7 protein-coding genes, 1 tRNA gene and 3 rRNA genes are annotated in these 15174 nt (G+C 52.5%); 4 read left to right on the top strand and 7 right to left on the bottom strand.

All coding sequences use genetic code 11. From position 1 onward, the window contains the following. The 5 genes from GUC22_RS23780 to GUC22_RS23800 all read right to left on the bottom strand — a co-directional run bounded on the left by GUC22_RS23780 (position 1) and on the right by GUC22_RS23800 (position 6156). Positions 1–318 (bottom strand): hypothetical protein, encoded by a 318-nt coding sequence (locus tag GUC22_RS23780; RefSeq protein WP_004133081.1) that lies wholly within the window; start codon positions 316–318, stop codon positions 1–3. 858 nt (positions 319–1176) lie between these two features. Continuing rightward, positions 1177–1292: ribosomal RNA gene (gene rrf, locus GUC22_RS23785) — 5S ribosomal RNA — on the bottom strand. Positions 1293–1358: 66 nt separating this feature from the next. Next, positions 1359–4265 (bottom strand): 23S ribosomal RNA (locus tag GUC22_RS23790). A gap of 190 nt (positions 4266–4455) precedes the next feature. Beyond that, positions 4456–4531, bottom strand: a tRNA-Glu gene (locus GUC22_RS23795). Between the two features lie 85 nt (positions 4532–4616). After that, a 16S ribosomal RNA gene (locus GUC22_RS23800) occupies positions 4617–6156 on the bottom strand. Together the 16S, 23S and 5S rRNA genes with 1 tRNA gene alongside form the textbook arrangement of a ribosomal RNA operon. A 603-nt stretch (positions 6157–6759) precedes the next feature. Between GUC22_RS23800 and GUC22_RS23805 the strand changes: the two genes are divergently transcribed. After that, positions 6760–7884, top strand: a complete 1125-nt coding sequence (locus GUC22_RS23805) for a cupin domain-containing protein (RefSeq protein WP_064342124.1) — start codon at positions 6760–6762, stop codon at positions 7882–7884. Between the two features lie 66 nt (positions 7885–7950). On the opposite strand, the gene surE is transcribed toward GUC22_RS23805, so the two are convergent. Then, positions 7951–8826 (bottom strand): 5'/3'-nucleotidase SurE, encoded by an 876-nt coding sequence (gene surE, locus GUC22_RS23810; protein ID WP_004108710.1) that lies wholly within the window; start codon positions 8824–8826, stop codon positions 7951–7953. A 495-nt stretch (positions 8827–9321) separates the two neighbouring features. On the opposite strand from surE, the gene GUC22_RS23815 reads away from it, so the two are divergent. Then, positions 9322–10101: a histidine phosphatase family protein gene (locus GUC22_RS23815; protein ID WP_049085957.1), complete on the top strand. Its 780-nt coding sequence runs from the start codon at positions 9322–9324 to the stop codon at positions 10099–10101. An 84-nt stretch (positions 10102–10185) separates the two neighbouring features. Further along, complete coding sequence (locus GUC22_RS23820; RefSeq protein WP_160183798.1) at positions 10186–11529, top strand: OprD family outer membrane porin; 1344 nt, start codon at positions 10186–10188, stop codon at positions 11527–11529. 41 nt (positions 11530–11570) lie between these two features. On the opposite strand, the gene GUC22_RS23825 is transcribed toward GUC22_RS23820, so the two are convergent. Beyond that, on the bottom strand, positions 11571–12935 hold the full coding sequence (locus GUC22_RS23825; protein WP_154063550.1) for an MFS transporter: 1365 nt from the start codon (positions 12933–12935) through the stop codon (positions 11571–11573). A gap of 566 nt (positions 12936–13501) precedes the next feature. Between GUC22_RS23825 and GUC22_RS23830 the strand changes: the two genes are divergently transcribed. Then, on the top strand, positions 13502–15151 hold the full coding sequence (locus tag GUC22_RS23830; protein ID WP_098363493.1) for a signal transduction protein: 1650 nt from the start codon (positions 13502–13504) through the stop codon (positions 15149–15151). Positions 15152–15174 lie beyond the last annotated feature (23 nt).

A 15174-nucleotide genomic window follows, 5' to 3' on the forward strand; every position in this document is an offset into this window, starting at 1 on the left:
TTATTTATTTCGATTCATAAAGCGCCGCAAAGCCCAGGTGAACCCCATCGCCATGCTGAACAGGATAAACAGCAGCAGCACCCAGCTGACGGAAATTCTCAGTAGCGCGCTTAGCGTCATAAGTGGCTGAAGATACACGGTAAAGGAGTGATCGATAGGCTTTCCCAGCAGAACCATCAGTCCATCTGTTAACCAGACAAGCGCCCGACAAACCAGCCAGATGATCGCTGGCCAGCAGAGCAAGACCAGAAAGGTAAAACGCTCCCGGATATAATTTATTAGTTGGCGCAGAGGAGGCCAGTTAATCAGAATTTTCATTTATATTCTCATATTGCCAGCCGGTAACATGCATTATCCGTCGAAGGACGTTACCGGGTTAGCTTCCATACAGGCAATGCACTCTATGTTTTTAGCAAATTTGAATTAACTTAAACCAGATCGAGTTAACAAAGTGTTAAGGACACTAAGTCATTTCGCAGAAAAAGTCCAGCGGTTATACCTGCTGCCCGGCATGATGAGGAGGTTTCGTATCTATTTGTTAACCTGATTACATTAGAGTAACTTAATAATTAAGCTGGAAATATTCTTAATATAATTCATATTAAATATTAAGAAACGATTTTATATACATTTTTATTTTCATATAAAACATATATCAATATAAAAACCGCCTTCATAAAGTTATTTTATTCAGAAAATAAATTCCTTGCAGGCTATTTCTCAATAAAAAAGGGTTGAAAGAGCACTATTTTTTTCGTCATCGCTGCTGATAATCATTTCCCCTGACGGCTCGCCTCAATATTCATCGTTCTCGTTGCGAGTCCAGACAAAACATGAAAACCACTTTATTTTCAATGGGATATCAATCAATGCTGTTTTAATACGGCGGATACCTCATCACAATAGCCGTTCGGCTGATGCGTTCGGTAATGTTAGGTATTGCTGTATATCAGCTGCTGAAACGGCCGAAATCGTCCCATAAGGTAAACTAAAGAAACAGCCCGCTGCGTCATTTTTATACCTTAGCGACGCTTTAACCGGAGGGAGGGCGTATGACCAGCTTCAGGCTGGAAAACATCAGCGCTGTCGGTAACGTGATAGCACTTTGCCGTAATTTCTCAGGCCACGAAAACGCAAAAAGCCCATCCGTCAGGATGGGCTCTTCACTTAATTGATGCCTGGCAGTTCCCTACTCTCACATGGGGAGACCCCACACTACCATCGGCACTACGGCGTTTCACTTCTGAGTTCGGCATGGGGTCAGGTGGGACCACCGCGCTAGTGCCGCCAGGCAAATTCTGTTATCTGTATCAGGCTGAAAATCTTCTCTCAATCCGCCAAAACATCTTCGGCGTTGTAAGGTTAAGCCTCACGGTTCATTAGTACCGGTTAGCTCAACGCATCGCTGCGCTTACACACCCGGCCTATCAACGTCGTCGTCTTCAACGTTCCTTCAGGACCCTTAAAGGGTCAGGGAGAACTCATCTCGGGGCAAGTTTCGTGCTTAGATGCTTTCAGCACTTATCTCTTCCGCATTTAGCTACCGGGCAATGCCATTGGCATGACAACCCGAACACCAGTGATGCGTCCACTCCGGTCCTCTCGTACTAGGAGCAGCCCCCCTCAATTCTCCAGCGCCCACGGCAGATAGGGACCGAACTGTCTCACGACGTTCTAAACCCAGCTCGCGTACCACTTTAAATGGCGAACAGCCATACCCTTGGGACCTACTTCAGCCCCAGGATGTGATGAGCCGACATCGAGGTGCCAAACACCGCCGTCGATATGAACTCTTGGGCGGTATCAGCCTGTTATCCCCGGAGTACCTTTTATCCGTTGAGCGATGGCCCTTCCATTCAGAACCACCGGATCACTATGACCTGCTTTCGCACCTGCTCGCGCCGTCACGCTCGCAGTCAAGCCAGCTTATGCCATTGCACTAACCTCCTGATGTCCGACCAGGATTAGCTGACCTTCGTGCTCCTCCGTTACTCTTTAGGAGGAGACCGCCCCAGTCAAACTACCCACCAGACACTGTCCGCAACCCCGATTAGGGGCCCACGTTAGAACACCAGCCATTAAAGGGTGGTATTTCAAGGATGGCTCCACGCAGACTGGCGTCCACGCTTCAAAGCCTCCCACCTATCCTACACATCAAGGACCAGTGTTCAGTGTCAAGCTATAGTAAAGGTTCACGGGGTCTTTCCGTCTTGCCGCGGGTACACTGCATCTTCACAGCGAGTTCAATTTCACTGAGTCTCGGGTGGAGACAGCCTGGCCATCATTACGCCATTCGTGCAGGTCGGAACTTACCCGACAAGGAATTTCGCTACCTTAGGACCGTTATAGTTACGGCCGCCGTTTACCGGGGCTTCGATCAAGAGCTTCTCCTTACGGATAACCCCATCAATTAACCTTCCGGCACCGGGCAGGCGTCACACCGTATACGTCCACTTTCGTGTTTGCACAGTGCTGTGTTTTTAATAAACAGTTGCAGCCAGCTGGTATCTTCGACTGATTTCAGCTCCATGGGTAAACCACTTCACCTACATATCAGCGTGCCTTCTCCCGAAGTTACGGCACCATTTTGCCTAGTTCCTTCACCCGAGTTCTCTCAAGCGCCTTGGTATTCTCTACCTGACCACCTGTGTCGGTTTGGGGTACGATTTGATGTTACCTGATGCTTAGAGGCTTTTCCTGGAAGCAGGGCATTTGTCACTTCAGCACCGTAGTGCCTCGTCATCACACCTCAGCGTTAATAACGTTCCGGATTTACCTGGAACATCCGCCTACATGCTTAAACCGGGACAACCGTCGCCCGGCCAACATAGCCTTCTCCGTCCCCCCTTCGCAGTAACACCGAGTACAGGAATATTAACCTGTTTCCCATCGACTACGCCTTTCGGCCTCGCCTTAGGGGTCGACTCACCCTGCCCCGATTAACGTTGGACAGGAACCCTTGGTCTTCCGGCGTGCGGGTTTTTCACCCGCATTATCGTTACTTATGTCAGCATTCGCACTTCTGATACCTCCAGCAACCCTCACAGGCCACCTTCAACGGCTTACAGAACGCTCCCCTACCCAACAACACATAGTGTCGCTGCCGCAGCTTCGGTGCATGGTTTAGCCCCGTTACATCTTCCGCGCAGGCCGACTCGACCAGTGAGCTATTACGCTTTCTTTAAATGATGGCTGCTTCTAAGCCAACATCCTGGCTGTCTGGGCCTTCCCACATCGTTTCCCACTTAACCATGACTTTGGGACCTTAGCTGGCGGTCTGGGTTGTTTCCCTCTTCACGACGGACGTTAGCACCCGCCGTGTGTCTCCCGTGATAACATTCTTCGGTATTCGTAGTTTGCATCGGGTTGGTAAGTCGGGATGACCCCCTAGCCGAAACAGTGCTCTACCCCCGAAGATGAGTTCACGAGGCGCTACCTAAATAGCTTTCGGGGAGAACCAGCTATCTCCCGGTTTGATTGGCCTTTCACCCCCAGCCACAAGTCATCCGCTAATTTTTCAACATTAGTCGGTTCGGTCCTCCAGTTAGTGTTACCCAACCTTCAACCTGCCCATGGCTAGATCACCGGGTTTCGGGTCTATACCCTGCAACTTAACGCCCAGTTAAGACTCGGTTTCCCTGCGGCTCCCCTATACGGTTAACCTTGCTACAGAATATAAGTCGCTGACCCATTATACAAAAGGTACGCAGTCACCCCATAAAGAGGCTCCTACTGCTTGTACGTACACGGTTTCAGGTTCTTTTTCACTCCCCTCGCCGGGGTTCTTTTCGCCTTTCCCTCACGGTACTGGTTCACTATCGGTCAGTCAGGAGTATTTAGCCTTGGAGGATGGTCCCCCCATATTCAGACAGGATACCACGTGTCCCGCCCTACTCTTCGAGTTCACAACCTGTGCGTTTTAGTGTACGGGAGTATCACCCTGTACCCTGCGACTTTCCAGACGCTTCCACTAACACACAAGCTGATTCAGACTCCGGGCTGCTCCCCGTTCGCTCGCCGCTACTGGGGGAATCTCGGTTGATTTCTTTTCCTCGGGGTACTTAGATGTTTCAGTTCCCCCGGTTCGCCTCGTTTGACTATGTATTCATCAAACGATAGTGCAACGAATTGCACTGGGTTTCCCCATTCGGACATCGCCGGCTATAACGGTTCATATCACCTTACCGACGCTTTTCGCAGATTAGCACGTCCTTCATCGCCTCTGACTGCCAGGGCATCCACCGTGTACGCTTAGTCGCTTAACCTCACAACCCGAAGATGTTTCGTAAAACATCGTCGTGTCGCGAAAATTTGAGAGACTCGAACACACATTAGCTGTGTGTCGTTTCAATTTTCAGCTTGATCCAGATTTTTAAAGAGCAAATATCTCAAACGTCACCCGAAGATGAGTTTTGAGATATTAAGGCAGGTGACTTTCACTCACGAACCAGCAAGTGGCGTCCCCTAGGGGATTCGAACCCCTGTTACCGCCGTGAAAGGGCGGTGTCCTGGGCCTCTAGACGAAGGGGACACTGAAGTCTCAATCGCAAGACGCCTTGCTATTTACTTTTCATCAGACAATCTGTGTGGACACTACAAAGGCAGGTTCTTTCAGGTAAGGAGGTGATCCAACCGCAGGTTCCCCTACGGTTACCTTGTTACGACTTCACCCCAGTCATGAATCACAAAGTGGTAAGCGCCCTCCCGAAGGTTAAGCTACCTACTTCTTTTGCAACCCACTCCCATGGTGTGACGGGCGGTGTGTACAAGGCCCGGGAACGTATTCACCGTGGCATTCTGATCCACGATTACTAGCGATTCCGACTTCATGGAGTCGAGTTGCAGACTCCAATCCGGACTACGACATACTTTATGAGGTCCGCTTGCTCTCGCGAGGTCGCTTCTCTTTGTATATGCCATTGTAGCACGTGTGTAGCCCTACTCGTAAGGGCCATGATGACTTGACGTCATCCCCACCTTCCTCCAGTTTATCACTGGCAGTCTCCTTTGAGTTCCCGGCCGGACCGCTGGCAACAAAGGATAAGGGTTGCGCTCGTTGCGGGACTTAACCCAACATTTCACAACACGAGCTGACGACAGCCATGCAGCACCTGTCTCAGAGTTCCCGAAGGCACCAAAGCATCTCTGCTAAGTTCTCTGGATGTCAAGAGTAGGTAAGGTTCTTCGCGTTGCATCGAATTAAACCACATGCTCCACCGCTTGTGCGGGCCCCCGTCAATTCATTTGAGTTTTAACCTTGCGGCCGTACTCCCCAGGCGGTCGACTTAACGCGTTAGCTCCGGAAGCCACTCCTCAAGGGAACAACCTCCAAGTCGACATCGTTTACAGCGTGGACTACCAGGGTATCTAATCCTGTTTGCTCCCCACGCTTTCGCACCTGAGCGTCAGTCTTTGTCCAGGGGGCCGCCTTCGCCACCGGTATTCCTCCAGATCTCTACGCATTTCACCGCTACACCTGGAATTCTACCCCCCTCTACAAGACTCCAGCCTGCCAGTTTCGAATGCAGTTCCCAGGTTGAGCCCGGGGATTTCACATCCGACTTGACAGACCGCCTGCGTGCGCTTTACGCCCAGTAATTCCGATTAACGCTTGCACCCTCCGTATTACCGCGGCTGCTGGCACGGAGTTAGCCGGTGCTTCTTCTGCGGGTAACGTCAATCGACAAGGTTATTAACCTTATCGCCTTCCTCCCCGCTGAAAGTACTTTACAACCCGAAGGCCTTCTTCATACACGCGGCATGGCTGCATCAGGCTTGCGCCCATTGTGCAATATTCCCCACTGCTGCCTCCCGTAGGAGTCTGGACCGTGTCTCAGTTCCAGTGTGGCTGGTCATCCTCTCAGACCAGCTAGGGATCGTCGCCTAGGTGAGCCGTTACCCCACCTACTAGCTAATCCCATCTGGGCACATCTGATGGCAAGAGGCCCGAAGGTCCCCCTCTTTGGTCTTGCGACGTTATGCGGTATTAGCTACCGTTTCCAGTAGTTATCCCCCTCCATCAGGCAGTTTCCCAGACATTACTCACCCGTCCGCCACTCGTCACCCGAGAGCAAGCTCTCTGTGCTACCGTTCGACTTGCATGTGTTAGGCCTGCCGCCAGCGTTCAATCTGAGCCATGATCAAACTCTTCAATTTAAGTTTGATGCTCGTAGAATTAAACTTCGTAATGAATTACGTGTTCACTCTTTGAGACTTGGTATTCATTTTTCGTCCGAAGACGTTAAGAATCCATGTCACTTTGAGTGCCCACACAGATTGTCTGATAAATTGTTAAAGAGCAGTGCAACGCGGCTTTCGCTCACCGTTGCGAGGTGGCGTATATTACGCTTTCCTCTTTCAGAGTCAACCCGTTATTTCAGGATTTTTTCTCTTCAACCGACCGGGTTGTTTGTGAAGTGATTCACATCTGCCGTGTCAGTGGGAGCGCATTATAGGGAGCTCCCGGGATATAGCAACCCTTAAAATACAAAAAACTTATCAAACGCTCATAATTTAAACTTTTCGCACCCCACTCCCGTTACTCAAAATCGAGAAAACCCAGACGCCATGCTGCCTGTAGGGTATTTCAGTCAAAAACGAACTTTTGCGAAAATCAACGATATTCGCCAGTCGATCGCCCCTCTATCGCATGCCGTTACGTCAAATGATGAATTAAGCACCAGCCTTGACCCATGACAAAGCGGCATAAGGGTGCCTATTTCTATAATCAGGCCCGTTTCTTCTTATTGGTATGAACCTATGGCTTATCAACTCAACATTAACTGGCCGGAGTTTTTAGAAAAGTACTGGCAAAAGCAGCCGGTGGTATTAAAGAAGGCTTTCGCGAATTTCGTCGATCCGATTACCCCGGATGAACTGGCCGGGCTGGCCATGGAACCGGAGGTCGATAGTCGACTGGTGAGCCTCAAGAACGGTCAATGGCAGGCCAGCAACGGCCCGTTTGAACATTTTGATGGTCTGGGCGAAACCGGCTGGTCGCTATTGGCTCAGGCGGTAAACCACTGGCATATGCCCGCCGCTGAGCTGGTGCGCCCTTTCCGCGTACTGCCGGACTGGCGTTTAGATGACCTGATGATCTCCTTTTCCGTACCGGGCGGCGGCGTGGGCCCGCACATCGACCAGTATGATGTCTTTATTATTCAGGGCATGGGTAGCCGCCGCTGGCGCGTGGGCGATAAGCTGCCGATGCGTCAGTTCTGCCCGCATCCGGCGCTGCTGCACGTCGACCCGTTCCCGCCGATTATTGATGAGGATCTGGAGCCTGGCGATATTCTGTACATTCCGCCGGGATTCCCGCACGACGGAATCACTCACGAAACGGCGCTGAACTACTCCGTCGGCTTCCGCGGGCCAAACGGCCGCGATTTGATCAGCAGCTTTGCCGATTACGCGCTGGAAAACGATCTCGGCGGCGAGCACTACAGCGATCCAGATTTAACCTGCCGCGAACATCCGGGCCGGGTTGAAGAGTATGAACTGGAACGTCTGCGCGACATGATGATCGAGATGATTAGCCAGCCGGAAGATTTCCGTCAGTGGTTTGGACGATTTGCTACCACGCCGCGCCACGAGCTGGATATTGCGCCAGCTGAACCGCCTTATGCAGAAGAAGAGATTGTCGACGCGCTGGAGGGAGGCGAAATGCTGACTCGCCTGAGCGGCCTGCGGGTACTGCACATCGGCGATGACTTTTTTGTCAATAGTGAACAGTTGGAGCCAACCGAACCTGCGGCTCTGGATGCGCTGTGCCGCTATACCCTGCTGGGTAAGGATGAGCTAGGCGAGCGCGCGCTGCGCAATCCGGCCTTTATCGCCGAGCTGACCCGTTTGATTAACCAGGGCTATTGGTTCTTCGACGAATAGCGCTTCATCATCGGTTCATATAAAGAAGGCGCGAATAGCGCCTTCTTCTTTTATATCACTACGGCATTATTTTCCGAGCAGCGTCTCATACTGCGCCTGGAACTGCGGCGCGTTCCATGAGCCATCAAACAGGGTGTAAGTAATATACCCCTTGTTCAGCCAGCCCGAGTCATTATCCCCTTCCGCCGGTTTTATCGCTTCCGGATTCATCGTCTGTTTTGCGGTGCCGTCCGCCAGCAGTTCATAACCAATCTGTGGCGCGGGGAACTGTTCATTCTCAATATAATGAACGCCCTTAATTTCAGCCGACGGCAGCGGCGGATAGTTGATGCTCAAACCGGACCCTTGCGGCAAAATCGGGCTTCCCGGTTTATGCGCGGCGTTAAGTTTATCGACCAGCGAAACGACGTAATCCACCGAGTCAGGCCAGTACTTATGCGTGCTCGGCCATTTGTTCTTCATCTCTTCTTCCGTGAATCGGTAGCCAATACTGGCGGCAATCGCCGGGAAGCCATAGCGAATGGCGCGAGCCGCGGCGCTCACGGTACCGGAGTTAACCTGCGCCATACCGGTATTGGGACCATCGTTGACGCCCGAAATCACCAGATCCGGCGGCGCGTCTTTCAGGACGCCCCACAGGCCAAAATCCAGCGCATCGGCAGGGGTTCCGGGGAAGCAGTAGCGTTTATCAGCGGCTTTTTTGACATCAAAAACTTTACCCGTCTTAAAGGTAATTGCCGACCCGATCCCGCTCTGATTCGTTGCCGGCGCCACCATCCAGACGTCATATCCTTTGGCCGCCAGTTTTTCCTGCAGCGATGTGGTTCCCACAGACTGGCAGCCATCGTCGTTAACCAGCAGTATTTTCAACGGTTTTTCAGCAGCCTGTACGCCAGCGGCAGATAACGCCAGAATGGCGGCAGTCAGGATTTTCGTTCTCATCATCACTCCTTGTTGGGTAGCAGAGGTATTTCTTCGGCGCAAAAAAAAAACCTAAGACTCCTGCCGCACGCCTCATTGGCGGACAGGGGTCTTAGGTTTTGCCTGTGGTCAGTAACAATCCCAGAGTGCAGCGAAAATAACGCCAGTGCGCGGCAGAGTCCAGAGCAGACATCATTATTTTGTGACGGAGATCAATCCTCAATAATTATTTAAGCCAAAAAATACCAATTAATCTGAAAATTAAACTTAAGATACAACTCAATCAGCAAAATTACCTGCATGAAGACGATCACATTTATTGACATTAATAATAAATAGAGGATGTCTTTTTGCATAATTAGTGCTAACGTCGCCCTTGTTGGATTGTTACTGTTTAGAACAGGCGAAACCTACGTCATCGAGTTCGAGCGAACATAACCTTATTTATGCTTCGCGTCGAATATCTGACGTAGGTTTTTTTTTGCTTATAAAAAGACCATTCAGGTGGAGCGTTATATGAAGAAGTGGCTAATAGCATTAATGATGGCGGCAGGCGCGGCAACCTGCTCTGCGGCGGAAGTTAAAAACGATGATGGCGTGAATATCTATTTCGCTCGTCATGGCAAAACGCTGCTGAATACGTTTGACCGCGTGCAGGGTTGGGTGGACTCCCCGCTTACCGAAGACGGCATTCGCGTCGCTCGTTATCTCGGCGAGGGGCTTAAAGGTATTCCGTTTGATAGCTTCTATTCCAGCGATGCCGGACGTCAGCGTGAAACCATGCAGGTGATCCTTAAGCAAGCCGGAGTAAGTGATTACAAACTTACCGAGCTAAGCGGCCTGCGAGAAGCCTTCTTCGGCGGTTTTGAAGGCGGCTATAACAAAGATATGGCCGATGCCGGCGCTAAACAGCTGGGGCTTAAAGATGGCGCAGCGCTGTTCAGCCAGATGAAAGCGGGCACCCTGGCCGTCGATACCAACCAGAATGCGCTGGCAGCAGCCGATCCCAAAGGCATGGCGGAAAACTATCAGCAGATAAAAACCCGTACCCAGGCAGCGCTGCACACTATCGTTGAAAACGCGCAGGCCCGGGGCGATAAAAACGTGCTGGCGATTTCATCCGGTACCGCAATGCAGATCATGATTTCCGATTTAACCGACGATAACGCGAAAAACAAACCGCTTGCCAATGCCGCGGTGGTGAAAATTGTTTATAAAGACGGCAAATATACCGTTCCTGAAATCGGCACTATGAAATATGTCGACGCCGGAAAACAGGCTCTCGATAAAAAATAATACCCACGCTTAATTATTTATTACGGCAGACTTCAGGCGAAAACACCTCGCCTGGATCGCTGCATCCCTACTCTGGGGTTTATTATGAAAATCAATACTACAACAGTCGCCATTATGCTGCTGGCTATTCCCGCCAGCGCCTGGTCAGCTTCGGCCACTAACAGTCTGAAGGAGCGCGATAATATCGATACCGTGCTCGACGATCCGTTATTCAGCCAGTCCCATATGAATTTGTCGTTTAAAAACTACTGGAAATATCTTAAGGAAGAAGAGACCGAGCCAAAGAAAGTCCATAATGCCTGGGGTCAGGGCGTCGCCGTCGATTATCAGTCCGGCTATTTTGCCGATATTATTGGCTTTGATGCCACTTACTACGGCGCGGTAAAGCTCGGCGCCAGCGATTACTTTAACTCCCGCGGCGTGCTGTATAACAACGGCAGCGGGAATAAAAAGAGCAACGCTGAGGGCTTTTCCAAATTCGGTCAACGCAACATCAAGCTGCAGTATCGCCTGGCGGACACTCAACTGAACGCCCGCTGGGGCTGGCAGACGATGAAAAACTTTGGCGTCATCTCCAACTCGACCCGCCTCTCCCCGACCACCTATTTGGGCTGGACTGGCGCGGTGAACTACGGCCCCTTCACGCTGCGCGGCGCGTACATCGAAAGCGCGATGGATCGTAACTCGCCGGATAAGAAACGCTTCCAGACCAACAGCGGGCAGTATATTAACCATATCGCCAGCGGCGATATTCTGTGGCAAAGCGAGCACCTGAACATGCAGTACGGCTATGGTGAAAGCGACAACTATCTGCGCCGCCATATTCTGTTCACCAATATTAAGCCGATAAAAGCGCTGAACATCGGAACTCAGGTCTACGCCACTCACGCGCTGGACGAGTATAAAGCGATGCCGGCGAATAAGCGTGACTTTGACGACGACGCCTGGCACATCGCCATGGATGTGAAGTGGCAGGCGGACAACTGGAGCACCAAGTGGGGTCTGGGCTATACCGACGCGAACAAGGCCAATGAAGTAGGCTTCTACCCGCGCCATATGAGTAAAAACTCGCGCGGAACCTTTATCTCAATGGCCTATGCCGGCAACGACTATATGCGCGACGGTGAACTGGTTCTCTCTAATATGTCGGACTATAACCTGACGCCGGAGCTGGCGATCGGTCTCGCCGGCAACATCGCCCAGTTTAACTACCGCGGCAACCACGTCCGTACCGGGGAAATTAACGCCTTCAGCCGCTGGGTACCGACGCACCCAAGACTGAAAAATCTCACCGTCTGGGCGATGTTCGGACCGGGCTGGTCCTATAAGATGAATGGCAAAACGCCGGTGCTCACCGACGGCCATTACAGCCTGGCCAATTCGCTCTCTTCGGAAGTGATTATCGAATATAAATTTAATCTGTTCTGATACGCCCGCCCCGCCGGTCATGGCGGGGCAACCCTCCCCGGCTACTTCTTCACCTCATTAAGCTCATCGTTATAGCTTTCCCGCGTCACACAGACGCACAGGATGGTAATCAGCGCCATGCAGGCGAGAAACAGCGAGATGGGCCACGATGCGCCGCCGGACCACACCAGCAGCAAGGTACCGATCATCGGCGTTAAGCCGCCGACGATATTCGCCAGCTGGAAGCCGAGCGACACGCCGGTATAGCGCACGCTGGTGTCAAAAAGCTCCGAAAAGAAGGCCGGCTGGACGCTGAACATCATGCCCAGCCCCACGGAATAGCAGAAGGTGGTGGCGAACATAAACATCTTCACCGAGCCGGAGTCGATCATCCAGAACAGCGGGAAGGCAAAGATCAGCGTGATAGCGGCGCCGGCCAGATAGACCGGTCGGCGGCCAATTTTATCGGAAAGCCAGCCGAAGAACGGAAAGGTAAAAATGCCGACAAAACTGGCCAGCAGCAGCCCGTTCAGCGCCGTTTCGCGAGTAAAGTTGAGTTCCCGGGTCACGTAGGACATAAAGAATGCCACCGTCAGCCAGCCCAGAACAATCTCCCCCATGCGCATACCCATCGCCAGGAATACCGCTTTACGGTGATGTTTGAGCACGGTGAGAATAGGAAACTTCTGCTCCGCCGCTTTCGCCGCGTTCTGCTGCTGTTTCTGATTCTCCTGAAACACCGGCGTCTCTTCGATCCTTGAGCGGATAAACATCCCGACGAACAGCAGCGCGATGCTTAACAGGAAAGGCACGCGCCAGCCCCATGACATCAGGTCCTCCTCCGGCAGCATCACCACCAGCGCAAAAACGCCGGTGGCGATAAACAAGCCAAGCACGTTGCCCAACTGAACAAAGGTGCCGAAAAAGCCCCGGCGATGGCGCGGCGCATACTCGGTGATCAGCGTCGTCGCCCCACCCCATTCGCCGCCAATGGCAAAGCCCTGGCAGAGGCGCAAAAAGATAAGTATCAACGGCGCGGCGTTACCTATGGTGTCGTAGCTGGGGATTAATCCTATGAAAAAGGTCGAAATCCCCATAATCATCAGCGACAGAACCAGCGATTTTTTGCGGCCGATCTTATCGCCATAGTGGCCAAATACGATGGCCCCGATGGGCCGGCTGACGAAGGTAATCGACAGCGTCAGGAAGGACACCAGCAGCGCCATCAGCGGCGAGAGGTTAGGAAAAAACAGCGACGGAAACACCAGCGCGGCGGCGGTGCCGTAGATAAAAAAGTCATAGAACTCAATCGTTGTGCCGGAGAGACCGGAGCCCAGCACGGTGAGCAGCTTTCTTCTTTCATGGGTTTGTTGCGATGTTTGTTCATTTTTTGCAGGGGTCATGGCGGGCGAGGTAAGCATAGTCATCATTAAATCCTCTGTCCTGAATCATTATTGTTAAGTCGGGCAGCGCCTGGCTAACACATCGTTGGCGTGGGAAAATCGCCGGCAAGCTAACTCGAATTAGCTAATTATAACAAGAGACAGAGATTCACAACGTAAATGCTAAAAGAGTGTGACCAGGATCGGTTAAATTTTAACACCCGCGCCAGCGCCGCGAGACATATCGCTCAAGACATAACGAAAATAATTAATTAAATTCAATTAATTAAATATTAAACGCTGATTTACCATCCCCGCTGTGCTTCCCGCCCGCTTTTCTGCCCGCCTAGATGCCGCCTCAGCAAGCGTTCCCGGTCACCTGACCTCCCGTTTAAAATAAAGAGTTAAATATTAATAAGTTAATAATTTCACATTGATAGCCATCACAAATCCCCGGTAAAGAGTTTGTTCCTGTCTTTTTTTTGACCTAACTTGCTAATTCGAGTTAGCCAAAGAAATTAGCCAGCAATAAAGCGATTGATGCCGCGCTTACCCCGGCGCAGCACGCTCAACGATAACTAAGCGACCTATCCCCTACAGGAGAAATTCACATGCTGAATTTAACGTTACCCGCGGAAGCCGAACTTATTACCCCGCAGCCAGGCGAAGTGTTGATGGTGACCAATGCGGATCTCCGCGAACCGGCTAACGTCACCTGCTGGCCCACGCAGAAGCAGTTTGAACAGCGCCTGGAAACGGCGCTGGAAACATTAGGCTATCGCCTGCGCCGCGCCCATCCGGTCAACGAGCGGCGCGGTCACGGGTTTATCAGCAGCCAGAAAGAGGGCAGCGAGCTGTTCGCCGGGATCGATCCGGATGCGCCGATTATTGTCCTGCTTACCGCCTGGCAATACTCCCATCATCTTGCTCCTTCGCTGGTACATCATCGCGGCCCTATTTTGCTGCTCGCCAATTTTGACGGCACCTGGCCGGGCCTCGTCGGCATGCTCTGTATGGCAGGCTGCCTCACCAGCCTGGAGCGCAACTACTCGCGGCTGTGGTCGGAAACCTTCGCCGACGAGGCGTTTATTCGCGGCCTGGACACCTGGCTGCGCGACGGCCATCTCAGCCATAAGCTCGGCTATCTGCATCCGGTCGCGCCCAGCGCGCCGCTGCTGGCCAGCGAAGCCGGACAGATTGGCGTGAAGGTTGGACAGTCGATCCTCAAACACAAGGCCATTGTCGGGCTGTTCGATACCTTCTGTATGGGGATGATCAACGGCGTGTTCCCGCAAAAAGCAATGATCGACGTAGGGATGCCGGTGGAGTCGCTGTCGCAATCGGCGCTGCTGGTTGAAATGAACAAGGTGCCGACCGACCTGCGCGAAGCCTGTCTCGACTGGTATGAGACCCGCGGCATGCGCTTCCGGTTCGGCGCCGACGGGGCGAAGGATCTGACCCGGGAGCAGGTGCTGGAACAGTGCGCGATGATGATCGCCATGGCGCGCTTCGTGAAACGCTTCGGCCTGACGGCGGTGGGCGTGCAGTATCAGCAGGGGCTCAAAGACAGCTGCGCCGCCTCGGATTTTGCCGAAGGCGCCATCGGCAACGCGGAACGTTTCCCGATCCCGGATGAGAACGGCGAGATCGTCTGTCCGGACGCGCCGATCACCTGCATCAACGAGGTGGATATGGGCAGCGCCATCCCGCAGGTGATGCTGGCGAAGCTGCTCGGTGCGCTGGGCATGGCGAGTGAAACCACCCTTCACGATATCCGCTGGGGTAGCGAATACAACGGCACGTTCTACTGGGATCTGGAGATCTCCGGCGCGGTGCCGTTCGCCCATCTGAAGGGCGGGATCGCCGGGACCACCGGCTATCGCCAGCCGGCGATGTTCTTCCCCTACGGCGGCTCGACCATTGCCGGTCAGGGCAAAGCCGGACGCTTTATCTGGGCGCGCGCGCACTACGAAGGCACTCAGGTGATCCTGCATATCGGCACCGGCACCGCCGTCGAACTGCCGCATGACGAATTCGAACGCCGCCGCCGGGCAACCAACTACGAGTGGCCGTTACTCAACGCCGTTCTCGACGGGGTTTCGCGCGACGATTTAATGGCGGGCCATCAGAGCAACCATCTCAGTCTGGCTTATGTAGAAGAGGAGGTGTTATCCGAAGTGCTGAACGCCTTTATTGCCCAGGCGCTGACGCAAAATATGAAAGTCTTTATCGCAGGCGATGCGCATTTATTAATGAAATAACAACTGATTCGCTTATGTAATTT

The organism is Klebsiella sp. MPUS7 (assembly GCF_009905335.1).
In the GTDB taxonomy this organism is placed as follows: domain Bacteria; phylum Pseudomonadota; class Gammaproteobacteria; order Enterobacterales; family Enterobacteriaceae; genus Klebsiella; species Klebsiella grimontii.